The following is a 26,401-nucleotide window of genomic DNA, read 5'->3' on the forward strand; positions in this document are numbered from 1 at the left end:
GCGGCCCCGCGCGCTGTGCTACTTGTGAAATCGCTCCTGTGCCTAGGAGCGAGAGTTCGGCGGCTCAACATGGATCCAGGACGGACTGATTTGAAGGTCCGATTTTCACTTTTGTCGTTAGCGTGTTTACATCCGGGGAGAAGGTCCGGTGTCCGCCGATGCTGTTGAAAAAGTCTTCGTTGCAGCGTGGCAAGTCCTTTGATTCAATCGATTATGAGGGGATTGGAGGATTTCGTCATATGGGCACCCAAACGGCACAGGCATAATTGTTCTATGACTTCGATCTGGAGCGTCATGTTCCTTCCGGTCATTTGCTTAGCAAGATTGACCGGTTCCTCGACGCGGGTGGGATGCGAGAGGTTCTTCGCCCCTTCTACAGCCACACGGGGCGTCCCTCATTGGTCCAGAGCTGATCATCCGGATGTTGGTCATCGCGTAAAGTGCCGGTGATGTGCGTGGTCTCTGGCATGTGCAAGAACGGGGCACCATTTGAATTGCCAAGATAGGTCCAAATCTTCCCCGCCGAGGAATGGCTCGACTTTCCGGTATCCAACATTGCCCAAATGCATGGGATCGATCGCGAAGTCCTAGAAAATCCTATCGAACGCGAGGGGGATGCATACTGGTGCCGCCGCTGCCCCACGTCCAAAGCTCCCATACCAAAGCATGCATGCGAACATTGACTTCCAGCACTTCCACTTAGGCATGAAGCAATACCATCATTCCGACGCAGCTTTCGGTCCGGCACTGTCTTTATCATGATGGCGCTCAAGTTTGGCAACCAAGTCCTGCATTTGCATACGCAGACCTTTGCTGAGCGCGTGAAGTGTTGACAGCGACGGTTGGCGGCGACCAGTTTCCAGAAACGAGATGAAGCGCGCTGACACATCTGCGCGTTCGGCCAGCTCCTCCTGCGTGAGGCCAGCCTTCTGGCGTTCTTCGGAGAGCGTGACCGCAAAGGCGGCGATCAGAGAGTCGTTCTGGCGGTCCATGCGGATAGGCATTCCGCATGGCTTGACAACGCGCCACGAACAGTTGTTCTAGTTGCGGCAAAGACCATCTGAGCCGCCCCAAAATTCCAGAGCAAATGACCTTTATAAAGAACCATGGCGCGCGAGCAGATCTCCCAATGAGCGTCCTTGCGTGACGCCCTCCCAGTTTCATAATCGCCGCCAGGCAGCCGCGACATATCCCGTCGTTCGGTCTCTGTCGGCCCTAAATCCAGGTGTCTGAATGAGTTACACGACCATCACGATCGGCGACCTTCTCGCGGATGTGAACAGCCGGTATTTTCTGCCTGCCATCCAGCGGCCCTTTGTCTGGAACTCAGATCAGGTCATCACCCTGATCGACTCGCTCTTAAAGGGCTACCCAATCAGCTCGCTGATGTTCTGGGCTGTAGATGAGGATTTGAAGCGCGAGCTAAGGATCTACAATTTCATCGAGAATTGGAAGCCGGGCCTGCAAAACCTTCCGGCTTCGGTCAACGGTCGGGATGTGACCTTGGTGCTTGACGGCCAACAGCGCATCACCTCACTCCTGATAGCGCTGCGTGGCAGCTTTGCCGAAAAGGCCAAGCACAAGCGCAGTTCGAGCGTGGACGCTTGGTCGGAGAAAACACTCTATATCGATCTGCTCACGGATCCAGCTTCGGAAAATGAGGACGAGGACGTCGAGCATGGCGTGAGCTATGGGTTGCGGTTTCACGCGGTGGCACCGCGCAACGATCACCGGCATCAATGGTTCCGGGTCGGCGATATCCTCAATCACCGCACGCCCGAGAAACTGGAGGTGCTGATCGAGGCAACGCTCGCGCGTGTGCATCACGGTGTGACCCCCTACGAGCGCGACTTGATCAGCACGACACTACGGCGCCTGCACGAAGTGATCTGGGCGGACGCAGTCATCAACTATTACACGGAAACCAGCGCCTCGGTGGACCGCGTGCTCGACATTTTCGTGCGCGCGAATGATGGCGGCACGAAGCTGTCAAAATCCGATTTGCTCATGTCGCTGATCACCTCGAAATGGGAAAACGGATCGGCGCGTGAGGCCGTGTTCGATTTCGTCGACTACATCAACAAAGAATTGCCGCAACCCAACAAGATCTCGAAGGACTTCATTCTCAAATGCTGCCTCGTGCTCTGTGGTTTCGATGTCAAATACAACGTCTCGAATTTCACGCAGCACTCTATCGCAGAAATCGAGCGGAACTGGCCGGATATTCGCGACGCCCTAGAGCGAACCTTTCGCTATCTCAACGGGCTGGGCATCAATGCGGACAACCTGAGTTCTTTGAATGCTGTCTTGCCCATTGCTTGGTTTCTCTATCACGCGCCCGGGGTCACTCTGCGCGGCACATCAGAATTCGACCGTCAGAATGCGCGCGCAATCCAGCGTTGGCTGATCAACAGCCTTCTGATGGGTGTTTTTGCTGGTAACTCAGACAGGACGATTTCGGCTGCCCGTCGGACCCTGAAAGAGGCACGCCAGCTCAGCCGGGAATTTCCCGAAGCCCAGCTCTATCATGCGCTCGCCATCGGCGGTCGGTTGGCACGTTTGGACGAGCGGGCCGTCGAGGACCTGCTCGATCTGACTTACAACAAGCCACGCACCTTCTTGGCCCTCTCACTGATCTATGACGATCTCGACTGGAGCGGGACCGCGCATCATGTCGATCACATCATTCCTCGCAGCAGAGCCGAGCGCCGTGTTCTCATGGCGGCGAACCTGCCCGAACATCGCATACATGAGATCACGGCTTCGGTTAACAGGCTCGGAAACCTGCAACTCTTGCCTGGCCAAGAGAACGTGGAAAAGTCGGACATTCCGTTTGAATCTTGGATCACCGGGCGGAGTGATAGCTATAAGGCGAAACACCTGATCGCACATACGCCCGATCTCTGGACCGAAGCAATGTTGCCTGAGTTCGTGCGTGAACGAGAGAGACTAATCCGCCAGCGCCTGATGGCACTGACAGGCAAGGTTGTTGCGTGATGGATCGAAATGAACTGAAACTGCAGTGCCTTGAGCTTCTGGATGCACGTGCGTCCGAGCATCCAGCCGGCCATCAAGGCACATTGGTGGCGCGCTACCTGCTGCGTGGGCACAAGGGCGATGTGACAGAACTGATGTTCGAGAAAGGTCCGAAAACTCCCGCCAACCTTTGGGTGGCGCATCGCCGTGCCGTGGGGTTGTTGGTGGAGCCTGGGCTGCAGTTTCAGTCCTCCCCGGCATCCATGCTCTATGCGAACAAAGGCGCAAACGGAAAGCCCATCTACGGGCGGCACTCGGGCTTGAAACCCATGCGGGAGCTGGGACATGCTGACCTGATTTGCTTCAGCATCACTGCGCTCGCCGAGCTCGATAGGATCCTGGGCCATCTGGCGGAATGATCTTGGCACCCATTCGGTGTAACTCACTGGCGTAACTGGAAAAAGCCTGAGCGCGGGTTGTGCGCAGATCTGCGTTCATAGTCTGGATCTCAGTGTGCTCGGCGAGCGTCCTAGCCAGCCTTAGGCGTATCCGTTAATTTGATCGGCGTTTTTCACATAAGCGCCGAGACATGTTATCGAAGTTGCATTTCCTTAACACATGCTGGTCATCATGTTAACGCCGATCTGGACAACACCCGTGGTTCCGCCGCCGGTGGAGTTGGAAACGGCTGCCGTCTCGAAGGCGCTGATGCTCGCTTCGAAGAGAAGCATCAGTCGGGCCGAAGCAGCTACTATGTCAATGTGCCACTAGTCGCGTTGTGCATGGAGAGTGGCGCACAGTAGCGCCTTTCGCTCCATGCCCCGAGAGGCGCCTGCTGCAACAGGCGCGGGCAACATGTGTGGCTACGAAACGGAGAAACTCATTCAGCATAAGAAAAAGTTCCGCCTGGCGGGAATGGCAGCATCCTTTTATCCGCAGCTACTAAATCCATTTGACATCATCTGTGATTGTGAATATTATTTTCACATACACAATCACGATCACATAAAGATGGAGAATCAGATGGCTATGTCGGCCAGAGAACGCAAGCAAAAGCAGCTTGAGAATGAGCGCCGGGAATTGGCGCGGCAGATGGATGCGACCTATCCATATTTAAAGGTGCCATTCTTTGAATATCTGTCTGAGGACGGCAACTGGACTTCGGTCCAGCTCTGCTTCGATCTCATGGGTTTTGAGCCTCCGTTTTTCGAGGATGATCGTGGGCCCGCCGATGTTGCCGGTGAAGATTGTTTCGACGACGAAGAACAGCGTATCGAAACCTTCAAGTCCTCCGAGAAATCGATCGGGCGCGCCGAGGTCATGATGGACCTGCTGCTCGACGCGGCGATGGAGCTGTCTGGGATCATCAACAGTTACAAGCAGGGTGAGTTGCAGAAACGTCGTCAAGAACTTGAACAGGCCGACCTGTCCGACCCGGAGCAACGCAGTATGGCGCTTCAGGATGCCGCTGAAATTGCAAGGCTGCAGGAGGAGTTGCAGAAGAATGTTCGGCGCACGTTTCAGACGTGGCGCGTGAAGGTCTTGTGAACTTCGGCGCAACGGCACAACCGGGGCGCTCATACTCCCAATAAAAATCCGAGGCGGCGGGTGCGCCTCAACTGTCAGATGCCTTTGCAGCTTCTGGCAATGAAGAAATCATGCCGGCGCACCCTGCGCCGTCGAACCAAGAAGCCGTGATAAATAGGAGCACATCATGGATGGAAATTTCTCGAAGGACATGGACCCCATCATCTCACATATCCCGCCGCCTGGCTTTGTTGCGAGACTTGATGGCATTTACATCGAGCGGGTCGGTAAGGATGACGAGGTCACGCTCGATTGGCTGTGTTCGCCGATCGCTGTCAAGGCTCTCGGTCGGAACAAAAACAATGAACATTGGTGTAGTTGGATCGAGCTGGTAGATGCCGATGGCATAGTCCACGAGCTGCATGTTCTCGAAGAAAACCTCGGAGGTTCGTTCAGCAAGGTTCTGAAAGATCTGCGCTGTCGCGGCTTCAGATTGGCGGGCGGCAAAGCTGCACGCGAGTCATTGGTTGAGTTGCTGATGAACTGGAAGCCCGCGCGCCGCTATTACACGACAGACCGGCTTGGCTGGACCGACAGCTCGTGCGCAAATTTTGTCTTGGGTAACAAGCGCGTGTTGGGTGATGAGGAGATGGTGTTTCTCAATGATGCCGCGTCGAGCCGGGCGACGGAGATGCGTTCGAGTGGCACCTTGGAGGATTGGCGCGCCGCCGTTGCGCAGCGCTGCTCCGGGAACCCGGTCATGCTTGTCGCAGTTTCTCTCGCCTTTGCCGGTCCGCTCGTCGGGTTTCTCGGTCGGGAATCTTTTGGTCTGCATCTTTGCGGAGATCCTGGCAATGGCAAGACAACGACCGCAAAGGCTGCTGTATCCGTCTGGGGCAGCCCGAACTTCATGCACAGTTGGCGCACGACCGCAAACGCTCTGGAGGGCACCGCTGCGACTTGCAATGGCTCACTGCTCGTCTTGGATGAACTCGCCGCGGTGTCCGGGCGTGAAGTCGGCGATGCGGTCTATATGCTGGGCAACGGCGAGGGTAAGGGGCGTGCGACGGCGACAGGTGACTCCATTCGTGCTCATCGGTGGTCGTTGACGTTCCTGTCTACTGGCGAAATCTCCTTGGCGAAAAAAATGGGGGAGAGCGGAAAAACCCCGATGGCAGGGCAGAACGTGCGCCTGATCAACATCATAGCCGATGCGCGGCTTTTCGGGGCATTCGACAACCTGCATGGCGAGACTAAAAGCGAAATTTTTGCAAAATCCGTGGAGGATGCTTCAGCGTCTTGTTTCGGAGTGGCAGGACAGGCCTTTGTTGAGCGGCTGATCAAGACCCCAGGGCTTCGCGAGAAAGCCACGCGCGCTCTCCAAAATATTATTTCCAGATGGAAGTCGGAACTGGATTTGCCGAGTGATAGATTCGCCTCACGGGTTCTTGGCCATTTCGCGTTGATCGGGGTAGCCGGCCACCTTGCCACAGTCTTCGGCCTGACGGGCTGGCAAAAGGGCGAGGCACACAGAGCTGCCTTCGAGTTGGCGAAGAAATGGCTCGAAGCACAGGACAGGCCGGAGAAATTGCAGGTCGATGCGGCCGTGGAGAGAACGCGTGAATATCTCGTGGCGCATGGTGACACCCATTTCCAGCGTGCCGGACAGCCGCCGGTAACCAACCTCGCTGGATATCGTGATGACGACTGGTTCTACATCCTCGGCGACACTTGGAGCGCCTTGCATGCAGGGCTGAGCCCGACCGAGGAGGCAAAGCGCTTGGCAATTGCGGGCTTCTTTGTGCACGGTGATGGAAAGAACATACAGAGCAAGTCACCCGGCTGGGTGCCTGGGCGTCCGCGTGCCTACAAGGTAAGAGCGAGCATCATCGATATGGCTTCGATCGCCAAGACGCTTTCCATCTCTGGATAGGGCAGGTCGGGCAGTCGGGCAGGCGGACAAAATCCCCTGTCCGACTGTCCGACACGCTGAAGAGGATGAAACATCTGTGGTGAATGCCCGGAGCGCACAGAGCACGTCAATGCGATGGCCGGCTCGGTTGCGATGACACATCTATGGTCATGCGCCGCAATAAGGAACAGTTGTTCTAGTCAATCTGGCGAGGTTATTGGCGGCCATTGTCAGGATGAACCGTGATCTGACGCGCTCGACACCGCGATACATGGTCTGGGCCATGCCGCCGACGGTTTTCGCCCAGCCAAATGCCTCTTCGATCTTCTTCCGGTGCTTTTGGGACAGGGCATATCCCTCATGCCGGGTGGTTCGGCCATCGATTGCTGAATATCGCGATTTCTGTGCGACATCCGGGGTAACACAGGCCTGTCGCAGGTCGCGCACGAACTCTCCCGCGTCATAGCCCTTGTCCGCACCCAGAGTCAGCCGCCGGGTCGATCCGGGTGAATGGCGGTGGACCATGTCCAGCGCGGCCTTGCGTTCGGCATGGCCGTCGGCCTGGGTCAGGTCGCCCTGCACGATGAGACCGTTGCGGTTTTCCATCAGCGCATGCCCCATGAAACACAGCATCGCCCCGGTGCCGGGGGACTTCTTGTAAAGCCGCGCATCAGGATCAGTCTTGGACGCATGGGTGGCGTTCGAGCGCTTCTCGCCCTTGAAATCGACCTCGGCATTGCGGTGGGCTTTGGTGTTGCGGGGCATCGGGTCGGTCTCGGCTGGGGTCTCGGAAGCTGCGGTGTCGGGTGTGGTATCGGAGGCGGGCGGATCGCCCGGCCCTTTATCGTCAGGCGGGGCAGCATCGGCCTCGGGCTGAAAGCTCTTCATCGACGCCCAGGCTTTCACCAGCGTGCCATCAACCGAGAAGTGCTCATCTGACAAGAGCGGCGCGACCTCACGATGCGCAAGGATCGCCGCCATCACCTTGCGCGACATCTCAGTGCTCAGCAGCCGGTCGCGGTTCTTGGTGAACACCGTGGGAACCCAGACGGGGTCGTCAATGCCCAGCCCCACAAACCAGCGAAACATCAGGTTGTAATCCATCTGCTCCATCAGTTGCCGCTCGGACCGGACCGAAAACAGGATTTGCAACAGGCTCGCCCGGATCAGCCGTTCCGGCGGGATCGAGGGTCGGCCGAAATCTGTGTAAAGCGCCTCGAACTCGGCATCGAGGCTGGCAAGCGCGTCATTGACCACCTGCCTGATCTTGCGTAGCGGGTGTCGCTCCGGGATGCGCTCCTCAAGATCAACATAGCTGAACAGTGACCCGCTCGTCTCGTCCGTCCCGCGCATCTTCACCCACGACATTATCGTGCAAAGGGTGAATCATGTTCTCAAATCGTTGTCGAGGCAGGACTATTTCAGCAGCCTGTTAGGGGGACTTGCACAACGTTGACTTGGCGTTGACTCGTTTTTGCGTGGGCCTTACGCAAGTGTTCTTGTAATTCCACCTTAAAGCAAACAAGCTTCTCACTCACAGGATATCTGCTATACCTCGGAAATCACAAGACAATCGGTATAAATGGAAATCGTCGCCCGCCCTCTCCTTGCCTTCCTGACGGATCCATTTCGGAGGCATCCCCGCGCGCTCAGCTTGCGAGACGGATGTATTGTTGCCCAAGGGGGTGCAAAGGGCAGGATAGACTTCCAAGACATGGTTTTGGCGCCATCGACGAAAGACGGATTTCTTTCTTCAGTCCTGACTTTGAACTTGGGCGGTGGCTCGAAGGTGCTCCTCCCGGCCGTCAGAGCGTCGGAGGCGCAAGCCTTTTCCACATCAGTCGAGAAAGCTTGGTCGAGATACAATCTTGAGCAACTTGGCAAGGAAGAAGACAGCATCCGTGGGCTCCTTCAGGCTCTGGAATCCTTGGAAACGCCAAAGGCATATCCATCCGCCTGCCACATGAACCCGCTGGCACGACAAGCGGCCGAGTTGACCGATCGCGTGTTATCGAAGCTCAACCCGGCCGCCGTTGGAGATGATACCATCAGCCGTGTGGCACCGATCATCACCTTCGCCGCCGAACCAACGAAAACCCGCGACATCGCGATCTCTCGTTTCGTCGATCATCAACTCCACCAGTGGAAGGACTTCTTCGATACCGTGGAATCCATGGCGCTGACCCCGGAGCAGCGGCTATCCGTTGTGGTCGATGAGGACGCGACCCTCGTTCTGGCCGGCGCGGGATCTGGCAAGACCAGCGTGATCACTGCAAAGACTGCCTACCTGCTCAAGGCCGGCATCCGGGCACCGGAAGAACTGCTGCTCCTTGCCTTTGCCAAGGATGCAGCCACCGAAATGTCGGAGCGCATCGAAGCACGCTGCGGCGTGCCGATTGCCGCGCGAACATTTCATGCGCTGGCCTACGAGATCATCGGCGTGGTCGAAGGGGAAAAGCCTGCGCTTGCACCGACCGCGACGGACGACAAAGCCTTCCTGTCGCTGATCCGCGACATCCTGCGGGATATCGTCGCCGGGCTTGCCGAGGTGGCCGAGACAGTGATCAGCTGGTTCGCGGGCTTCTTCGATGATTTCCCATCGCCTTGGGACTATCAGTCCGCCCACGCTTGGTATTCCGAGGTCGAAAGCCGCAATCTGAGAACCCTGCAAGGCGAGACGGTCAACAGTTTTGAGGAGCTGCTGATCGCCAATTGGCTCTACAGGAACGGTATCGCCTACGAGTATGAACCCATCTATGAGCACAAGCTCACGGGCACCGGGCGGCGGGCCTACACACCAGATTTTCGCCTGACCGAAAGCGGAGTCTATCTTGAGCATTTCGGCGTTCGAAAGAAGCGGCGGTCTGATGGCACCGAGGAGCTGACCACAGCACCTTTCGTCGATCGCGAGGAATATCTGGCTGGCATGGATTGGAAGCGGCAGGTCCACGCAGAGCATGAGACCGTCCTGATCGAAACCTACAGCTGGGAGCGCGAGGAAGGGCGGCTGCTCGATGCCTTGGCCCAGAAGCTCGAACCACACATCACCCCACGGCCAATCCCCGACATCGAGATCTATGACCAGGTCACACAGGTCGGCATGGTCGACAGCTTTTCGTCTCTGGTCGGCACGTTCCTGCGCCACTTCAAGAATGGCGGATACCAGATCGACGACTGCGCGAAGAAGGCTACGACCCTGAAGCTTGGCAAGCGCGCGGAGGCTTTCCTCAAGATCTTCGAAGCCGTTTTCCGTGAATACCAAAGACGCCTTGGCGAGCGGATTGATTTCGAGGACATGGTGCTCCGCGCAACCGGACATGTCGAAAACGGGCGCTACGATAGCCCATTCAAACATATCCTCGTGGATGAGTTTCAGGACATTTCAACCGGGCGCGCTCGCCTGATCAAGGCGCTCAAGGCTCAGCATTCGGATGCCAAGGTCTTTGCCGTGGGGGATGACTGGCAATCCATCTACCGGTTCGCTGGCTCCGACATCCACATCATGCGGCATTTCGGAACGGAGTTCGGCGGAGAATATGCTCGCACATCAGGCATCCACCGGACAGTCGACCTTGGCCGGACCTTTCGGTCAGTTGATAAGATCGCTCTGGCGGCAAGGCGCTTTGTCCTGAAGAACCCGGCACAGATCACAAAGACGGTCGTGCCAGCAGGGGAAGCCGATCAACCCGCCATCCGGATCGCTTGGACGAGGCGCGAAACCGGCGACAAGGTCCTGGCACAGGCTCTTGCCTCCATTGCTGAAGACGCCGTCTGTGATCGCGCGCCCACAGTCCTCCTTCTTGGACGTTATCGGTTCATCGAACCTGATCTGAGGCGGCTGCGAAGGCAATTCCCGTCGCTCAAGATCAACTTCAAGACAATCCATGCCTCGAAAGGTCTCGAAGCCGACCACGTGATTATCCTGGGTGCCGACAACGCCCGCACGGGATTTCCATCCATGATTGTGGACGATCCGCTTCTGAGCCTGGTCTCCCCCGAGGCCGAACCCTTCGCCAACGCCGAAGAGCGTCGCGTCATGTATGTCGCCATGACCCGCGCCCGCCGCACGGTCACGATCCTGGCCTCCGAGGCGCGCCCTTCTGCCTTCGTTACCGAACTGACAGAGGATCCGGATTACGGCGTCATCAGCCCGCAAGACGTTTCCGAGAGAACGCACACCTGCATGCAATGCGGGGGGCGCTTGCTATACACGCCTGTCCAAGACGGACCGGGCTGGTATCGGTGCGAGCATGTGAAGCTCTGCGGTAATCGGATGTCGGCATGTCCGGCATGCGGTGTGGGCTTACCGATCCGAGACGCCGAGAACGGCAACCAGACGTGTTCCGAGTGTGGGGCGGTGCAGCAGGCATGCCCAACCTGCCACGACGGCTGGCTGGTTGAGAGATCGGGGCGGTATGGACCATTCCTTGGTTGCATCCGTTTCCCAGACTGCGATGGCAAGGCGAAGCTGCGGAAAACAGCTTAGAGCGCAGCTTAGGCCGCATCTTGGGCAATGGGGTAAAAAGGTGAGCGGTTCAGGCCGTGCAAGATGGAAAACAAAGAATAAACTGGTCGCAGGCTGAGTGGTTCGCCGCTAAGCTGATGAAAACAAACTTGGGGCGCACATGACAGCCATTGACCGAATCCTACAATCTTACCGCGAAGCTTCGGAACGTAGCGTCCACGGGCATGGTGTAATTTCTGCGCCGTCAACGGTGTAATCTCAGGTGGCCATCGAGGTGTATGGTCGAGGTGGAGTTTGGCGACTTCAACCACGAACCACACGGAGACCCCGATGACCAAGACCACCATGGACCTAACCGAGCTTCTGCAAAAGCATGATCAGGGCGACTTGCTGCGCTCATTCGCGGAGGCTGTCCTGCAGCAGATGATGGAGAGCGATGTCGACGACGTGATCGGTGCCGGCCGCCATGAGCGGGCCGAGCAGCGCACGACCTGGCGCAACGGCTATCCGTTACTTCACACGTCGCTGTTCGGGTGATAGCCAAATATTGTCGAGCGAGGTAATCTTTTGGGAGAAATGCTTTGACCTACCTTGTCGCCTACGTGAAATTCCCTGGCGCAAAGAAAGACTATCCTACCGATTGTGTGCGCACAGATATCGAGGAACGGGATACTGTTATTGTGCGGCGACGAGATGGAGTTCTTAGGCCTGCAATCGTGACGAGAGTGGAATTTCTTGATTGGGACTGCGGTGCAACGCTAGTTTGCAGGGCGTCTGAGGCTGAGTTCACGGCGGAGGGCATTAAGATTCCCGTAGGAGCGCCCAAAGTGATTGGGCTTTCCACTCTTGAAGCGTTTCGAGACCACCTAGTAAAAAGAGCGTGGATCCCACTAAGAACCAAAAACAACGTCCACAAAGTGGTCCTCACGCATTGCAATGGAGAGGAAATTGCGAATATCTATTTAAGGCGTCGAGGCGTAGACATTCAAATTCTCCCCGAGCTTTATATCTACCCTCCAGCTCAGTTCTCCTACGTCGACTGCTCTATTTCAGATGGTTGCTTGGTTCGTCATCATCTCGCCAAAACGACTTTCAATCTTTACGAGGGTGTTTCTCGGTTTGCAGAAGCGTTCGAGCGTGGCGAAGGAGAATATACGCGCTTCTTTAATCCAGTTGGGTCACGGGATAGAAAAACCAGCGACCTACCTTCTTCCTGTCTTGCCGCCGATGCAAGTTTCGATGCAATGCTTTACGACGCCCTTGGTGGGGATGGAGGATCAGTTTACATCGGCGATGGGCTTTACATGGGCGGAGATGGGGGGTGGTATGATTAGAACACGCTGCGTCGAGTCGAGTTCATACTGCAACCTTGGAGGAGAGCCCCTCGGAGTGTTTGGTAGAACAGCATATCAATGCCCGGGCGTCAGTGTGACGGAAGCACTATGTGGTTTCATTGGAAACTGCGAAGGGCATGATGCAGCGTCCATCGCTGTTTCGATTGTGCAAACCTGTGGAGTCGATGTTTTGCGTTTCGGCATCAAATAGCACAGTGATCAAGCAAAGGGCGCATCAATAAGCTCCAAGACAACTGAATGTTCCGCACTCGCTTGCCGCTGGGTCCCATCCACATGAGATAGAACCGCTTCAATTGCTTGACCGATGTTCCAGCGGTTTCTGCCAGCAGACTGGCATCGGTCATCGAATGCGTGCCCGACTGTCCGACCGGTTGATTATGCGCATTTGCCCTGCAGTAAGTGTCCGGCATTTTGCATGAACTTTTGGAAGTGCCGACGTCATCTTAAACCAAAGGCAACCTGTAGCAAACCTACTGCTGGAACGAACAGTTGTTCGCGTCGAGTTACGCATCGTCAATCGCCATCCAGACGTAAGCATCCGCCGAAGGCCGTGGACGCGCTCTATTGATCAGACGGCTTTTGGTTTGCGCGGCTTGGGAGCCCACTTTTTCCCGAGGCGCTCGAAGTTGTCTAGGATACGGCCGATTTCTGCCTCGTCGGGGTTGAACTTTCCCCCATACCATTCCAGCATCTGCTCGTGCTCTTCGTGCTTAGGGTCGGCCATAGCTTCGAGGAAGTCGGCGTAACCGGGGAACCNTACATGCAGGGCAAGATCGAGATCGACCCGATGATCACCCACACCATGCCGCTCGAGGATATCAACAAAGGGTTTGAGCTCATGCACGCCGGCGAAAGCATCCGCAGCGTGGTGATTTACTAAGTGCGATCCCAAAGAGGGACCGCGACCAAAAGAATGTGACCCGGTTCCATCGCAGAGGAGGGCGGTGCGGGCCGGGATGACAGAAACGACTGAAGTTTTATCCAGGGAGGACAAAATGAAGAAATCACTCTTGATGTCGGCGGCGTTCTTTGTCGGCGCATCCGGCATGGCCACGGCCAACAGCGATCTTCAAGCGCTGATTGACGATCCAACGCAATGGGCGATCCAGACCGGCGACTACGCCAACACCCGCTATTCCGAGTTGGAACAGATCAACAAGGACAACGTTGGCAAATTGCAGGTCGCCTGGACATTTTCCACCGGCGTGCTGCGCGGGCATGAGGGCTCGCCGCTGGTGATCGGGGACATCATGTATGTCCACACGCCCTTTCCCAACATCGTTTATGCGCTGGATCTGAGCAACAACGGCAAGATCATCTGGAAATACGAGCCCAAGCAAGATCCCAACGTGATCCCGGTGATGTGCTGTGACACGGTCAACCGGGGCGTGGCCTATGCGGATGGCAAGATTTTCCTGCACCAGGCTGATACCACGGTTGTGGCGCTGGACGCCAAGAGCGGCGAGGTCAAGTGGACAGCAGTGAATGGCGATCCGTCCATTGGCGAGACCAACACCGCGACCGTGCTGCCGGTCAAGGACAAGGTGATCGTGGGCATTTCCGGTGGGGAATTCGGCGTGCGCGGTCATACCACTGCCTATGACATGAACACCGGCGAACTGGTCTGGCGCGCCTATTCCATGGGGCCAGACAGCGACACGCTGATTGATCCGGAAAACACCACCCATCTGGGCAAGCCGGTGGGACCGGATTCGGGCACGAACACCTGGGAAGGCGATCAGTGGAAGATCGGCGGCGGCTCGACCTGGGGCTGGTATTCCTATGATGCGGAGTTGGACCTGTTCTATTACGGCACCGGCAACCCCTCGACCTGGAACCCGGCGCAGCGGCCCGGCGACAACCGCTGGTCGATGACCATCATGGCGCGCGACCCCGATGATGGCAAGGCCAAGTGGCTCTATCAGATGACCCCGCATGACGAGTGGGACTATGACGGTGTCAACGAGATGATCCTGACAGATCAAGAGGTTGACGGGCAAATGCGCAAGCTCTTGACCCATCCGGATCGCAACGGTCTGGCCTATACGCTGGATCGCGAGACCGGCGAATTGCTGGTGGCCGAAAAGTTTGACCCGGTCGTCAATTGGACCACGGGTGTGGATATGGACCCGGCCTCGCCAACCTATGGCCGTCCGGCTGTGGTGGCGGAATACTCCACCGAGCAGAATGGCGAGGATGTGAACTCGACCGGCATCTGTCCGGCGGCCTTGGGCACCAAGGATCAGCAGCCGTCTGCCTATAGCCCCAAGACCGGTCTTTTCTATATCCCCACCAACCACGTCTGCATGGATTACGAACCGTTCCGTGTGAGCTATACCGCCGGTCAGCCCTATGTGGGCGCGACGCTGGCGATGTATCCCGCACCGGGCAGCCATGGCGGCATGGGCAATTTCATCGCTTGGGACAATATCGAGGGCAAGATCAAGTGGTCGATCCCCGAGCAGTTCTCGGTCTGGTCGGGGGCTTTGGCGACCGCTGGCGATGTGGTGTTCTACGGCACGCTTGAGGGCTATCTCAAGGCGATTGATGCCTCGAGCGGCGATGAGCTTTACAGCTTCAAGACGCCGTCGGGGATTATCGGCAACGTGATGACCTATGAGCATGGCGGCAAGCAATATGTCGGCATCCTGTCGGGTATCGGCGGCTGGGCCGGAATTGGCCTTGCGGCGGGTCTGACCGATCCGAATGCCGGTCTGGGTGCTGTGGGCGGCTATGCGGCGCTTAGCGACTATACGGCGCTTGGTGGTCAGTTGACCGTGTTCAAACTGCCGGATTGATCGCGGATCTGACCCAATGACAGGCGGCGCGGCATCTGAATGTGTCGCGCCGCCGCACCTGAGAACCCAGAAGGAGTTACGAATGTTGACGCCCCGCCGCCTCTTGTCCGCTGGTCTGACCGCATGTCTGGCGCTTGTCGCGCTGCCGGTCCTTGGCGAAGAGGCCCCGTCGCCCGATGATCCCAAATTTGCCGCCTCTTACGAACAGGACGGGCTGTATTTCACCGCTGATGATATTCCCACCTTTAACGTGGCCGAGGATGGCACGGTGGACTGGCAGACGTTTTCAGGGTTTCGTCGCTATCATGCGGAATGCCATGTCTGCCACGGGCCGGATGGTGAGGGCTCGACCTATGCCCCCGCGCTAAAGGAGTCGGCGGTGGCGATGGATTACTACGACTTTTACGGCGTTGTGGCTGAGGGACGCCAAAAGGTGAACGCCTCGGAGAATTCGGTGATGCCGTCCTTTGGCACCAACCCCAATGTGATGTGCTATCTGGATGATATTTACGTCTACCTCAAGGCCCGCGGTTTGGGGGTGGTCGAGCGTGGTCGTCCGGCCAAGAAAGAGGCGAAATCAGAGGGTATACAGGCGGCAGAAGATGCGTGCATGGGCTAAGGCGCTTGGTTTGGCTGTCGCGCTTTTGCCCGGAGTGGCGGGGGCGCAGATGGCAGAGCTGGTTTCGCAATCGGCATTTCGGGTCTGTGCCGATCCGGCCAATGATCCGATGTCGACCGAAGCCGGGACCGGGTTTGAGAACCGCATTGCAGATCTGCTTGCTGCGGAATTGGAACGGCCGGTTGAATATAGCTGGTTTCCGATGGCGACGGGTTTCGTGCGCCGGACCTTGGGCGAAAAGCGCTGTGATGTGATCATCGGGTTCGCGCAGGGGCATGAGTTGGTGCAGAACACCAATCACTACATGACTTCGGTCTATACGCTCATCCTGCCAAAAACTGGGGAATTGTCGGATGTGGTGACGCTGGCCGATCCACGCCTCAAGGGTAAGGTGCTGGGCATAGTTGCGGGCAGCCCGCCGGGCACGCATATGGCGCGCAACGGGCTGATGGCCAAGGCGCGGGCCTATCCGCTGTTTGTGGATCGGCGGGTGCAGTCGCCTGCGAGTGATATGTTGCGCGATCTAGAGGCCGGAGAGATTGACGCAGCCGTGCTCTGGGGCCCCATCGGCGGGCCGTTGGTCAAGCGCGAGCATCCCGATTTGCAGGTCGTGCCGCTGTTGCACGAGGTGGGTGCGCCCAAGATGTTCTACCGGATCACAATGGGTGTACGGCTGGGCGAGGATCAGTGGAAGCGGGAATTGAATTCGCTGATCCGGCGCAATCAGGCGGAAATTGATGCGATTTTGAATGACGCAGGCGTGCCGCTGCTCAATGACATGGGCACAGAGGCCAAGGTGCTCTCACAATGATCCGGGCAGGTCTGGCCGTGCTGATGCTGCTGGCCGGACCGCTCGCGGCGCAGGGGGTGGCCGAGCCGGAGGAGTACCGGGGAGAGCCCTATCGCGCGCCGGTGCCCGAGACCTTGGAGGGCGCGGTGGTGGTCGATGCCACGGCTGCGCATGTGCTTTGGCAGAGGGGCGAGGTGGCGTTTGTGGATGTGCTGCCGCGCGCGCCCAAGCCTGTAAACTTGCCTGCCGGCACGATCTGGCGCGACAAGCCTCGGCTATCGATCCCGGGGTCGGTGTGGTTGCCCAACACCGGGTATGAGCGGATTGCCCCCGAGACAGAGGCGTATTTGCGGGACGGTCTGGCAGAGGTGACGGCCGGGGATAGCGGCCATCCTGTGCTGTTTTTTTGCCTCGAGGACTGCTGGATGTCCTGGAACGTGGCCAAGCGGGCGCTGGAGATGGGATATACCGAGGTTTACTGGTTTCCAGAGGGCACGGATGGCTGGGCGTTTGAAGACTATCCGCTGGAAAAGATCGACGCGAGACCGGGGGAGCCGGGGACGTAGGGCGAAGCCGACGTTGATGGCTGTTGCCCCGCGCGGCTCAGCCCCTAGCGCTGCCTACACTGTCCCCCTCAATACGCCGCTAGGCTGGTGCGGGCGCTGGTCGTCGTGCCGTCGGTATCCCGCAGGGTGACATTTGCTGTCGTGGTGCCTGTCGGAATCGAAACACGCAGGCGCGGATTTTCCGAAAGGGAAATGCTACCGGTCATTGTCAGATAGGGGGCGTTGTCGAGGTTGATTTCCAGCTCATCCACCACGCGCAGGGGCGTGAAAAGCAGGGAGATTTGATCCATCGCCAGACCCGAATGGCTGGGGTGGCTGATATCGACATCAAGCGCGTGGACTTTGCCTGAGAGCGCGGCAAGGCGGGTGTTCACACTCTTGCTGGGGGCTGTGAGGTCAGGCAAGAACGCCAATTCCATCTCTCCCAAGTTGGCCAAAGCTGCGACCGGATCGGTGCCCGGCGGTGCAGCACAGGCACCTTGACCAGAGGTTTTAAGGAATGCCTCGGCCATGTGCCGCTCGCCCGCATCGGTGAGCGCCACAAGGTGCAATGGGGTTTGACCATTGAGGCGGGTGGTGAGGCTGAAGGCGAATTCGGCCTGTGGCGCGGCAAGATGGAATTCGGCGGCCACGGGGGCGGGGTTCTCGTCGATCACCAGCGTCACAGTCGTGATCTTCTGTCCCGGCGGGGCGACGATGTGCCCACCCAACACAGTGCGCGCATCGTCTGTGGCGCGATACGGCGCGTCGAGCGAGACATGCGCGCTCTGCACCACGAGGGGCGCATCGCCATAGAGGGCGGATTGAATGTCAGGCCAAGTGGACTGCGCCAGAGCCGGGCCAGAGAGCATCGCAGCCGCAAGGGCCAAGGCCAAACGTGTCATGTCATCCCTCCACAAACATATGGGTCTTGAAGATATAGCGCATGCCGCGCAGCCAGGAATCGTCAGTATTGGAGCGGATGTCGACCGCGCGGGCGCGCACCACCTCGCCGCTGGGCACAGCGCGCAGCACAAGGTTCATCGACAGGATCAGGTTCGAAACCTTCTGCACCTCGCCCACCAGCACGTAATCGGCATCCAGCCGCGCCGCGAGGCGGGTTTCGCAGCCGTAGCAATCGGCGGGGTTGGTGACGGTGGCAAGATCGGTGGTGATCGGGTCCAAATCTAGCATTGCAAAGCCGGTTTCGGCAAAACGGGTCTGAACATAGTCCTGAACCAGCGCGAGGCGCGCGGTTTCATCGGCGCGCACCGGGTTGTATGCGCCCTCGGTCGAGGTGTCGATGAAGGTGATCCCGAGAAAGGCCACAGAGGCGCCATCGCGCAACGGCACGAGCCCCTGCGCCGTCGCGGCGGAAGCCGACAGAAATCCGGCCAAAAGCCAGAGGAAAAGCGCCCGTGTCATGCGGGCATGTTATGCCGGGTCCGGGCGGTGCGCTATGCGACTTTGGGCGGAGGTCACAACACGGGAGATCCCCGGGTCAGGCCCGGGGATAACGCCAATGGGAGGGGCGCTTTAGACGCCCACCTCGATCATCGCCTTGGCCAAAATCGGCACGGTGCGGGCGTTAAGCCCGGCGATGTTGATGCGGCTGTCGCCGATCATGTAGATCGCGTGCTCGGCGCGCAGGCGTTCGACCTGTTCGGGGGTCGCGCCAAGGCGCGAGAACATGCCGCGATGCTGCGCGACAAAGCCAAACCGGTCCGAGCCAGAGAGGCGCTGCAACTCTGCCGCCAGCGTTTCGCGCAGCTTGAGCATGCCAAGGCGCACGTCTTCAAGCTCTGACTGCCAATCGGCGCGCATGGCGGGATCGCTCAGCACCATCGTCACCAGCCGTGCGCCGTGATCGGGCGGGAAGGAATAGTTTTGACGATTGAGATAGGCGAGGTTGCCTTGGGTGACTTTTTGCAGGCTCTTGTCCTGTGCGACGGCCATCAGAATGCCCGTGCGCTCGCGGTAGATGCCAAAATTCTTGGAGCAGCTGGCGGCGATCAGCATCTCGGGGCAGTTTTCCGCCACGAACCGCACAGCGGCGGCGTCCGCCTCAAGCCCGTCGCCAAAGCCCTGATAGGCGATGTCGACCATCGGCAGCGCCCCGCGCGCGTTGAGCAGATCCACCACCGCCCGCCATTCGGTCATGTTGAGATTGGCACCCGTCGGATTGTGGCAGCAGCCGTGCAAAAGCACCACATCCCCTGCGCGCAACCCGTCCAGATCCGCCATCATGCCGGTGAAATCGACGCCCACGGTTTCGGGGTCGAAATAGCGATACATCACCACCTCGATTCCCATATGGGCAAGGATGCTCAGATGGTTGGGCCATGTCGGATCAGAGACAAAGACGCGCCCCCCGGGGTTGGCCATCTTGACCAGATCAAACGCCTGCCGCACGGCACCGGTGCCGCCCGGCGTCGCAATCGCCGACACCTGATCGCGCGCAACCGCATCGCCCAGAACGAGCGCGATCATCGCATCGGCAAAGGCCGGATCACCGGCAAGGGCGGTATAGGCCTTGGTGGTCTCTGCCTCCCAGAGCTGTTTTTCCGCAGCCTTGACCGCGCGCATGACCGGGGTCACGCCCTCGGGGGTTTTGTAGACACCGACGCCAAGGTCGATCTTGGTCTCGCGCGGGTCTTCGCGGAACGCCTGACCAAGGGCCAGAATCTTGTCAGCGGGTTTTTCTTTCAAGGCGTCAAACATCAAACTTCTCCAGTGGCGACGGGCAGGGTGGGGAATGCGCCCCATTCGGTCCAGGACCCGTCATAAAGCGCATGGTCGGTCTTGCCGATCCGTTCCAGCGCCAGATTGATAATCGCGGCGGTTACGCCAGAGCCGCAGGAGGTGATGACCGGCTTGGTCATATCCATCCCGGTGGCGGCAAAGACGGCGCGCAGGGCATCTGCGTCTTTCATGGTCATGTCGGCGTTCAAGAGGTCCGTATAGGGAACATTCTTGGAGCCGGGGATGTGGCCTGCGCGCAGACCGGCGCGGGGCTCTGGCGCTTCGCCACGAAAGCGGGCGGCAGAGCGGGCATCAAGGATTTCGTAATCCCCGAGTTTGGCGGCTGCCGCGACTTGGGTCACGTCCTTGACCATCTGGTTCTGGCGGCGCACGGTCATGTGGCGATCGCGGATGATGGGGGGCATGTCCTCGATGGCGCGGCCCTCGGCCTGCCACTTCGGGAAACCGCCATCCAGAACGGCGATATTGTCCTGACCCATCAGCCGGAAAAGCCACCAGACGCGGGCCGCAGAAAATAGCCCCTTGGCGTCATAGACCACCACCTGATGCCCGTCACCCACGCCCATGGCGCGCAGTTTGGACATGAATTTTTCAACCGGCGGGGCCATATGCGGGAGTTCCGAGCGCGCATCGCTGATGTCGTCGATGTCAAAGAACCGTGCGCCGGGAATATGCGCCGCCTCATATTCCGTGCGTCCGCTGCGCCCTTCGGCGGCCATGAACATGGTGCCGTCAAGAATGCGCAGGTCGGGGTCCTTGAGATGGGCCGCCAGCCAATCGGTGGAAACAAGCGTTTTCGGATCGTCCATGGCGATTTGCCCCCCGGTTCAAACGCTTTCTGCCTACAGTCTGAAGGGAAAAAGGGCAAGACTATGCAGCGCCGGTGTGGTTATCGGCGCAAGAGGCGGGCGATAGCGCGCAGTGCCCATAGGGTGACGATGCCGCCGGTGGCGGTGACGGCAACAAGCCGGATCAGATAGGCCGTGTCACTGCCCGTGGCCGGGGCATGGCTCAGGAGATATGCGCCAGCCGCCCCGCCAATCGCGCCCATGCCCGCCTGTAAAAGCCAGCCCAGACGCGGCGAGAGCCCAAGGCCTGCGGCGATCATTGCCGCCGTTGCCCCAGCCAGAAGCGCGATCAGCAATTCCATCCAGCGCCCCCTCGGCCTAGCCGTGATCCTTGAGCAGGCGCTGTTTTTGCCGGGCCCAGTCGCGCTTGGCCTCGGTTTCGCGCTTGTCGTGGTTCTTTTTGCCCTTCGCGATACCGATCTTGAGCTTGGCCATGCCGCGATGGTTGAAATAGAGCACGAGCGGCACAAGGGTCATGCCCTTGCGTTGGGTCTCGCTCCAGAGGCGGGACAGTTCCTTTTTGGACACAAGCAATTTGCGCCGCCGCTTTTCGTCATGGCCAAAGGTCTTGGCCTGCTCGTAGGGGGCGATATAGGAGTTGACCAGCCAAAGCTCGCCGTTTTCCACCATGGCGTAGCTCTCGGCGATATTGGCGCTGTTGACGCGCAGCGATTTCACCTCGGAGCCGCCAAGGATTATGCCGCATTCGAGATCGTCCTCGATGGCATAGTCGTAGCGCGCACGCCGGTTCTCGGCGATTACCTTGTAGTTGGGATTTTCCTTTGCCTTGGCCATTCCGCCTACCTAATGGCGCGCGCGGGCACTGTCCAGCGGGGGCGAAATCATTCCGCCGCGCGGCGCAGGCTGGCCATGAGAAGATGGAATTTCTCGCCCTGAATGGCGACATGGCCGCGCAGCACTGTGGCGGCGCGCTCAGCCTCTCCGGCGCGCAGTGCGGTGACCACGGCCTCGTGTTCGGCCATCGATTGCGCCATGCGCCCACGCAGGCGCAATTGCATCCGGCGAAACGGTTTCAGGCGGCGGTGCAGGCGCAGCGCCTCTTGTTCTAGAAACCCGTTGCCTGCGTGGCGATAGATCATGTGATGAAACCGCTCATTCTCGCGGTAGTAGCTATCTGCGTCGTCGGCGGCGATCGCTTCGGTGCAGCGGGCATTGGCGGTATCAAGATCGGCGAGCGCTGATTCCGAGATGCGATGCGCGGCAAGGCGGCCACAGACGCCCTCGATCTCGGCCATGGTTTCAAACATTTCCATCAGTTCGACAAGGCCGGGCTGGCGGATGAAAACCCCCCTGCGCGGGATTTGCACTGCAAGGCCTGAGGCGACAAGCCGTTGCAATGCCTCACGAATCGGGGTGCGCGAGACATTGAATTGACGTGCAAGGCGGATTTCATCCAGCCGATCCCCATCGCTGAAATCGCCGGTAAAGACCAGTTCTTCCAACGTGTCAGCGATCATGTCTGCGCGGCGTATCTCCATAAAAAAATCCTAGCGAGGGCAGGGTTTGTGCGCAAGTGGGAAACTCTTGTATACAAAAATCTTGACTCTGAATTCAAAACACCAAACACTCTCCGACACGGTCCGGGCCACACGTTCGGGCAGAATGGGAGGAAGATATGAACATGATGACTTTCACGGCGGCGGCGGCTGCCGGGATGATGCTGCTGAGCAGCGCAGCTTTTGCCACCGAACTGCGCCTGTCGCATCAGTGGTCGAACAATGACGTGCGCCACAAGGTTGCACAGATTGTGGCCGATGAAGTGGCGGCTGCCGGTGTCGATCTCGACATCAAAATCTTTGGCTCTGAGTCGCTCTTTAAGGCGCGCGAGCAGTATACGCCGCTGAGCCGGGGTCAGCTTGATATGACCGTGCTGCCGCTCAGCTATGCGGGGGGACAACAGCCCGCTTACAACCTCACGCTGATGCCGGGTCTGGTCAAGAACCACGATCACGCCGCGCGTCTGTCCGACAGCCCCTTCATGGAGGCCGTAGAGGCCAAGATGGCCGAAGATGACGTGATGGTTCTGGTGCATGGCTATCTGGCTGGCGGCTTTGCGAGCACGGGCAAGTGCATCACCAAGCCCGAGGATGTTGCGGGCATGCAGACCCGCGCGGCTGGCAAGGCATTCGAGCAGATGCTGGCGGGTGCGGGCGCGTCGATCGCGTCGATGGCCTCTTCCGAGATCTATAACGCGATGCAAACCGGCGTTCTGGATGCGGTCAACACCTCGTCCTCATCTTTTGTGTCATTCCGCATCTATGAGCAGGTGAAATGCTACACGCCTGCGGGGGATGTGGCGCTGTGGTTCATGTATCAGCCGCTCTTGATGAACAAATCCACCTTTGACGGTCTGAGTGCCGAGCAGCAGGCGGCGCTGATGGCGGCGGCGGAAAAGGCCGAAGCCTTCTATCTTGAAGAGGCCAAGAAAGAAGATGCCGCGTCGGTGCAGGTGTTCAAGGATGCCGGTGTCGAGATTGCGTCGATGACCGAAGAGGATTTCGCCGCGTGGCGGGCTCTGGCGGCTGAAACGTCCTATAAGGAATTCGTTGCCAGCGTGGCCGATGGGCAGGCGCTGCTTGATATGGCGTTCGCGGTCGAGTGATCCGCTCAGGCTGCCGCGCCTGATCTGCGCGGCAGCCAACTTCCTACTCCCCCCTGACATGAGGTAGACCATGGCTGGCCATGCATCGGGTGCGATTGCGCGCACCGGACAAAATCCTTTTCTGCGCGCGGTTGCCGCGCTCTCGACCCTGGCGGGGTGGATCTCGGCGGCGATGATCGTCGCGTCGGTGTTCATCACCTGTCAGATGATCTGGGTGCGCTTTGTGTTGAACGGCACGACGGTCTGGCAGACCGAGGCCGTGATCTATCTGATGATCGCCGCCACGCTTTTGGGCCTGTCTTATGTGCAGCGCCTGCGTGGGCATGTGAACGTGGACCTGATCCCGCTTGCGGTGCCGCGCCGGGCGCGCAAGGGGCTGGCGGTCGTGACGCTCAGCCTTTCCATCGTGATTGTCGCGGTCATGCTTTGGTATGGCTATGAATTCTGGCACGTCGCCTGGGCGCGTGGTTGGACATCAGATACCGTCTGGGGGATTGACCTGTGGATTCCCTATCTCGCCATTCCAGTGGGGCTTGGCCTCTTTTTGTTGCAACTGGTCGCCGATCTTGTGGCGCTGCTCTTGAATATTGATGCGCCCTTTGGGCTGGAGGACGTCTGATGGATCCGCTTTTGCTTGGCCTGATCGTTGCGATTGCAACCATCGTGGTTCTGTTCTCCGGCGTGTCGGTGGCGCTGGGATTGCTGATTGTCTCGGGCGGCTTCCTGATCGTGTTCGACGGGATGCGTTCGCTTGAGTTGCTGCCGGAAATCTTCTTTGGCAAGCTCAACAACTTTGCCCTTCTGTCGATCCCGATGTTCATCATCATGGGGGCCTCGATTGCATCGACCCGAGCCGGGGCTGACCTCTATGAGGCGCTGGAGCGGTGGCTGACGCGGGTGCCCGGCGGCCTCGTGATCTCGAACCTTGGGGCTTGCGCGCTGTTCTCGGCGATGTCGGGATCAAGCCCCGCGACCTGCGCCGCCATCGGCAAGATGGGGATCCCCGAGATGCGCAAGCGGGGCTATCCCGATGCGGTGGCTGCGGGCTCTATTGCGGCGGGCGGCACGCTGGGCATTCTGATCCCGCCATCGGTCACGATGATCGTCTATGGCATTGCCACCGAAACCTCGATTGGACGGCTGTTTCTGGCTGGCGTCATTCCGGGCCTTCTGCTTGTGGGTCTTTTCATGGCGTGGTCGCTTTATTCGACTTGGCGGTCGGGGGATATGAACCTGCTGACCGGGCGCAGCTATAGCTGGCGCGAGCGGATTGAGATCTTGCCGCGCGTGCTGCCGTTTCTCTTTATCATCCTCGGCGTGCTCTATGCCATGTATGGGGGCATTGCCACGCCGTCCGAGACGGCGGCGGTGGGCGCGCTCTTGTGCCTCGTGATCGCTATGGTGATCTATAAACTGTGGTCACCTGTGGCTCTTTGGGTGGTGCTGCGTGACAGCACGCGAGAGAGCGTGATGATCCTCTTCATCATCGGGGCGGCTGGCGTGTTTTCCTATATGCTGTCGTCGCTTTTCATCACGCAATCCATCGCCGAATGGATCGGCACGCTGGATGTGAACCGTTGGGTGCTGATGGGGGCGGTCAATGTGTTCTTGTTGGTCGCGGGCTTCTTTCTTCCGCCGGTGGCGGTGATCTTGATGGCGGCACCGATCCTGTTGCCCATCATCACGACGGCGGGGTTCGATCCGATCTGGTTTGCGGTTATTCTGACAATCAACATGGAAATCGGTCTTATTTCGCCGCCTGTTGGCCTGAACCTCTATGTGATCAATTCCATCGCACCGGACATCAAGCTCAAGACGATCCTCGTCGGCTCTTTGCCCTATGTCGGATGTATGGTGCTGGCGATTGTTCTCTTGTGCCTCTTTCCGGGGTTGGCCACGTGGTTGCCTGATCTGGTCATGGGGACGATGCGATGAGCGTTCTGGCCGATCTGCTGGCGACGGTGTTTGAGCGGCGTTATCGCGGCGCATCCGAACCGGATCACAAGAACCGCAGCATCGAGGATCTTTGCCGGGATCTGCTGGGCAGTTCCGGCGAAGTGTCGGGCATGGCGCTGGCGCGGCTGATCCTTGATCGCTACGCCGGGATGGCCGATGCTGAAAAGCTGGAATTCTTTCGGTTCCTGACCGAAGGCATGGGCGTTGATCCCGAGAGTGTGCGCAATGCGCTGGATGCGTTCGAGGCGGGGCCGGATCGGGACAGTTACCGCGGTTTCATGGATGCAGCAGAGCCACCTCGGCAAGAGCTGGCGCGCCGCCTCAATCAGGTGCCGGGGGCCACGGCGCAGCTTGTGGCGATGCGGGCCGATCTCTTGCGGTTGGCGCGAGATAACCCGGCGCTGGCCGTGGTTGATCTGGACCTCAAGCATCTGTTCTCTTCTTGGTTCAATCGTGGCTTTCTGGTGCTGCGCCCGATCAATTGGTCCTCGCCCGCCGATGTGCTGGAAAAGATCATCGCCTATGAGGCGGTGCATGCCATTGACAGTTGGGATGATCTGCGTCGGCGGCTGGCCCCCAAAGATCGCCGCTGTTTCGGGTTTTTCCACCCCGCCATGCCCGACGAACCGCTGATTTTCGTCGAAGTGGCGCTGAGCCGGGGAATTCCGGGGGCGATCCATGACGTTCTGTCCGAAGAGCGGGCCGTGATTGGCGCGCATGAGGCGGATACGGCGGTGTTCTATTCGATTTCCAACTGTCAGTCGGGGTTGGCGGGAATCTCCTTTGGCAATTCGCTGATCAAGCAGGTGGTGGCAGACCTGTCGCAGGAATTGCCGGGGCTTAAGACCTTTGTCACCTTGTCGCCGATACCGGGGTTGACCCGCTGGCTAAGCGAGACCCGCGCCGTGCTGCCCGAAGAGGCCGAGACGCGCCGCGCAGTGACGGCCCACTATCTGCTCAAGGCCAAGCGCCCCGACGGCGGCCCCTATGATCCGGTCGCGCGGTTTCATCTGGGCAACGGGGCCTCGGTGCATGCCGTTCACGCCGGGGCAGACCTCTCGCCCAATGGGCAAAAGCAATCGGGCGGCGTGATGGTGAATTACCTTTACGACCGGGCACAGATTTCGCAGAACCATGAACGATTTGCCGGGGCGGGCGTGATTGCCGCCTCTGCCGAGGTGACGGCGCTGGCCGCTATCGCCGCAAAGAAGACCGAGTGAAGGA

The 26,401-nt window shown here is 58.9% G+C and carries 25 protein-coding genes and 2 pseudogenes; 17 read left to right on the forward strand and 10 right to left on the reverse strand.

Annotated features, from left to right (window positions below; translation table 11 throughout):
• Positions 1-266 precede the first annotated feature (266 nt).
• A pseudogene (locus tag GC127_RS23115) lies at positions 267-433 on the forward strand (IS5/IS1182 family transposase); the annotation flags it as partial.
• A 286-nt stretch (positions 434-719) separates the two neighbouring features.
• Here the strand turns inward: GC127_RS23115 and GC127_RS11320 are convergent.
• On the reverse strand, positions 720-992 hold the full coding sequence (locus GC127_RS11320; RefSeq protein ID WP_254700082.1) for a helix-turn-helix domain-containing protein: 273 nt from the start codon (positions 990-992) through the stop codon (positions 720-722).
• A gap of 241 nt (positions 993-1,233) precedes the next feature.
• Here GC127_RS11320 and GC127_RS11325 point away from each other — a divergent pair, with 241 nt between their 5' ends.
• From GC127_RS11325 to GC127_RS11340, 4 genes are all read left to right on the forward strand, one after another.
• A complete protein-coding gene (locus GC127_RS11325) occupies positions 1,234-2,997 on the forward strand; it encodes a DUF262 domain-containing protein (protein ID WP_151978141.1) in 1,764 nt (587 codons plus the stop codon).
• On the forward strand, positions 2,997-3,395 hold the full coding sequence (locus tag GC127_RS11330) for a hypothetical protein (protein ID WP_151978143.1): 399 nt from the start codon (positions 2,997-2,999) through the stop codon (positions 3,393-3,395). The genes GC127_RS11325 and GC127_RS11330 overlap by 1 nt, the downstream gene beginning before the upstream one ends.
• Before the next feature lie 370 nt (positions 3,396-3,765).
• Positions 3,766-4,524 (forward strand): hypothetical protein, encoded by a 759-nt coding sequence (locus GC127_RS11335; RefSeq protein WP_151992561.1) that lies wholly within the window; start codon positions 3,766-3,768, stop codon positions 4,522-4,524.
• Positions 4,525-4,690: 166 nt separating this feature from the next.
• Positions 4,691-6,436 carry a DUF927 domain-containing protein gene (locus tag GC127_RS11340; protein ID WP_151978147.1) on the forward strand — a complete coding sequence of 582 codons (1,746 nt, stop codon included), beginning with the start codon at positions 4,691-4,693 and terminating at the stop codon, positions 6,434-6,436.
• Positions 6,437-6,583: 147 nt separating this feature from the next.
• Here GC127_RS11340 and GC127_RS11345 read toward each other — a convergent pair whose 3' ends face one another.
• Positions 6,584-7,768 carry an IS5 family transposase gene (locus tag GC127_RS11345; RefSeq protein WP_151978149.1) on the reverse strand — a complete coding sequence of 395 codons (1,185 nt, stop codon included), beginning with the start codon at positions 7,766-7,768 and terminating at the stop codon, positions 6,584-6,586.
• A 361-nt stretch (positions 7,769-8,129) separates the two neighbouring features.
• Here GC127_RS11345 and GC127_RS11350 point away from each other — a divergent pair, with 361 nt between their 5' ends.
• The 3 genes from GC127_RS11350 (at position 8,130) to GC127_RS11360 (ending at position 12,214) form a co-directional block, all read left to right on the forward strand.
• Positions 8,130-10,901: a UvrD-helicase domain-containing protein gene (locus tag GC127_RS11350; protein ID WP_254700238.1), complete on the forward strand. Its 2,772-nt coding sequence runs from the start codon at positions 8,130-8,132 to the stop codon at positions 10,899-10,901.
• Positions 10,902-11,210: 309 nt separating this feature from the next.
• Positions 11,211-11,417 (forward strand): transposase, encoded by a 207-nt coding sequence (locus tag GC127_RS11355; protein ID WP_254700083.1) that lies wholly within the window; start codon positions 11,211-11,213, stop codon positions 11,415-11,417.
• 44 nt (positions 11,418-11,461) lie between these two features.
• Complete coding sequence (locus tag GC127_RS11360) at positions 11,462-12,214, forward strand: hypothetical protein (protein WP_151978153.1); 753 nt, start codon at positions 11,462-11,464, stop codon at positions 12,212-12,214.
• 589 nt (positions 12,215-12,803) lie between these two features.
• On the opposite strand, the gene GC127_RS11365 is transcribed toward GC127_RS11360, so the two are convergent.
• Positions 12,804-12,959 carry a hypothetical protein gene (locus GC127_RS11365; RefSeq protein ID WP_151978155.1) on the reverse strand — a complete coding sequence of 52 codons (156 nt, stop codon included), beginning with the start codon at positions 12,957-12,959 and terminating at the stop codon, positions 12,804-12,806.
• Between the two features lie 33 nt (positions 12,960-12,992).
• Here GC127_RS11365 and GC127_RS23120 point away from each other — a divergent pair.
• From GC127_RS23120 to GC127_RS11390, 5 genes and pseudogenes are all read left to right on the forward strand, one after another.
• Positions 12,993-13,115, forward strand: a pseudogene (locus tag GC127_RS23120) (S-(hydroxymethyl)glutathione dehydrogenase); the annotation flags it as partial.
• 115 nt (positions 13,116-13,230) lie between these two features.
• Positions 13,231-15,033, forward strand: a complete 1,803-nt coding sequence (gene xoxF5 / locus GC127_RS11375) for a lanthanide-dependent methanol dehydrogenase XoxF5 (protein ID WP_008281632.1) — start codon at positions 13,231-13,233, stop codon at positions 15,031-15,033.
• A gap of 82 nt (positions 15,034-15,115) precedes the next feature.
• On the forward strand, positions 15,116-15,652 hold the full coding sequence (locus GC127_RS11380; protein WP_008281633.1) for a c-type cytochrome, methanol metabolism-related: 537 nt from the start codon (positions 15,116-15,118) through the stop codon (positions 15,650-15,652).
• The gene (locus GC127_RS11385) at positions 15,636-16,463 is read left to right on the forward strand and encodes a substrate-binding domain-containing protein (protein WP_199861236.1); all 828 of its coding nucleotides are present in this window, start codon (positions 15,636-15,638) and stop codon (positions 16,461-16,463) included. Before GC127_RS11380 ends, GC127_RS11385 begins: the two co-directional genes overlap by 17 nt.
• Positions 16,460-17,008 (forward strand): PQQ-dependent catabolism-associated CXXCW motif protein, encoded by a 549-nt coding sequence (locus GC127_RS11390; protein ID WP_151978157.1) that lies wholly within the window; start codon positions 16,460-16,462, stop codon positions 17,006-17,008. Before GC127_RS11385 ends, GC127_RS11390 begins: the two co-directional genes overlap by 4 nt.
• 68 nt (positions 17,009-17,076) lie before the next feature.
• Here GC127_RS11390 and GC127_RS11395 read toward each other — a convergent pair whose 3' ends face one another.
• The 7 genes from GC127_RS11395 to GC127_RS11425 all read right to left on the reverse strand — a co-directional run bounded on the left by GC127_RS11395 (position 17,077) and on the right by GC127_RS11425 (position 22,097).
• Entirely contained in the window at positions 17,077-17,892 is an 816-nt protein-coding gene (locus GC127_RS11395) for a quinoprotein dehydrogenase-associated SoxYZ-like carrier (protein WP_081506891.1), read from the reverse strand.
• Between the two features lies 1 nt (position 17,893).
• Positions 17,894-18,412: a DUF3280 domain-containing protein gene (locus GC127_RS11400; protein WP_081506890.1), complete on the reverse strand. Its 519-nt coding sequence runs from the start codon at positions 18,410-18,412 to the stop codon at positions 17,894-17,896.
• A 111-nt stretch (positions 18,413-18,523) separates the two neighbouring features.
• Complete coding sequence (locus tag GC127_RS11405; RefSeq protein ID WP_151978159.1) at positions 18,524-19,708, reverse strand: amino acid aminotransferase; 1,185 nt, start codon at positions 19,706-19,708, stop codon at positions 18,524-18,526.
• Positions 19,708-20,559 carry a 3-mercaptopyruvate sulfurtransferase gene (gene sseA, locus GC127_RS11410; RefSeq protein ID WP_151978161.1) on the reverse strand — a complete coding sequence of 284 codons (852 nt, stop codon included), beginning with the start codon at positions 20,557-20,559 and terminating at the stop codon, positions 19,708-19,710. Before sseA ends, GC127_RS11405 begins: the two co-directional genes overlap by 1 nt.
• Positions 20,560-20,639: 80 nt before the next feature.
• Entirely contained in the window at positions 20,640-20,900 is a 261-nt protein-coding gene (locus GC127_RS11415) for an SsrA-binding protein (protein ID WP_081506888.1), read from the reverse strand.
• A 16-nt stretch (positions 20,901-20,916) separates the two neighbouring features.
• Positions 20,917-21,393, reverse strand: coding sequence for an SsrA-binding protein SmpB (smpB, locus tag GC127_RS11420; protein ID WP_008281641.1), 477 nt, complete (start codon positions 21,391-21,393; stop codon positions 20,917-20,919).
• A gap of 47 nt (positions 21,394-21,440) precedes the next feature.
• Positions 21,441-22,097 (reverse strand): GntR family transcriptional regulator, encoded by a 657-nt coding sequence (locus GC127_RS11425; RefSeq protein ID WP_008281642.1) that lies wholly within the window; start codon positions 22,095-22,097, stop codon positions 21,441-21,443.
• A 143-nt stretch (positions 22,098-22,240) separates the two neighbouring features.
• On the opposite strand from GC127_RS11425, the gene dctP reads away from it, so the two are divergent.
• The 4 genes from dctP to GC127_RS11445 all read left to right on the forward strand — a co-directional run bounded on the left by dctP (position 22,241) and on the right by GC127_RS11445 (position 26,397).
• Complete coding sequence (dctP, locus tag GC127_RS11430; RefSeq protein WP_151979722.1) at positions 22,241-23,221, forward strand: TRAP transporter substrate-binding protein DctP; 981 nt, start codon at positions 22,241-22,243, stop codon at positions 23,219-23,221.
• Positions 23,222-23,291: 70 nt separating this feature from the next.
• Positions 23,292-23,840 (forward strand): TRAP transporter small permease, encoded by a 549-nt coding sequence (locus GC127_RS11435; protein ID WP_008281644.1) that lies wholly within the window; start codon positions 23,292-23,294, stop codon positions 23,838-23,840.
• The gene (locus GC127_RS11440) at positions 23,840-25,156 is read left to right on the forward strand and encodes a TRAP transporter large permease (RefSeq protein ID WP_008281645.1); all 1,317 of its coding nucleotides are present in this window, start codon (positions 23,840-23,842) and stop codon (positions 25,154-25,156) included. Before GC127_RS11435 ends, GC127_RS11440 begins: the two co-directional genes overlap by 1 nt.
• On the forward strand, positions 25,153-26,397 hold the full coding sequence (locus tag GC127_RS11445; RefSeq protein WP_008281646.1) for a malonyl-CoA decarboxylase: 1,245 nt from the start codon (positions 25,153-25,155) through the stop codon (positions 26,395-26,397). Before GC127_RS11440 ends, GC127_RS11445 begins: the two co-directional genes overlap by 4 nt.
• Positions 26,398-26,401 lie beyond the last annotated feature (4 nt).

The organism is Roseovarius sp. EC-HK134 (genome assembly GCF_902498815.1).
GTDB lineage: Bacteria > Pseudomonadota > Alphaproteobacteria > Rhodobacterales > Rhodobacteraceae > Roseovarius > Roseovarius mucosus_A.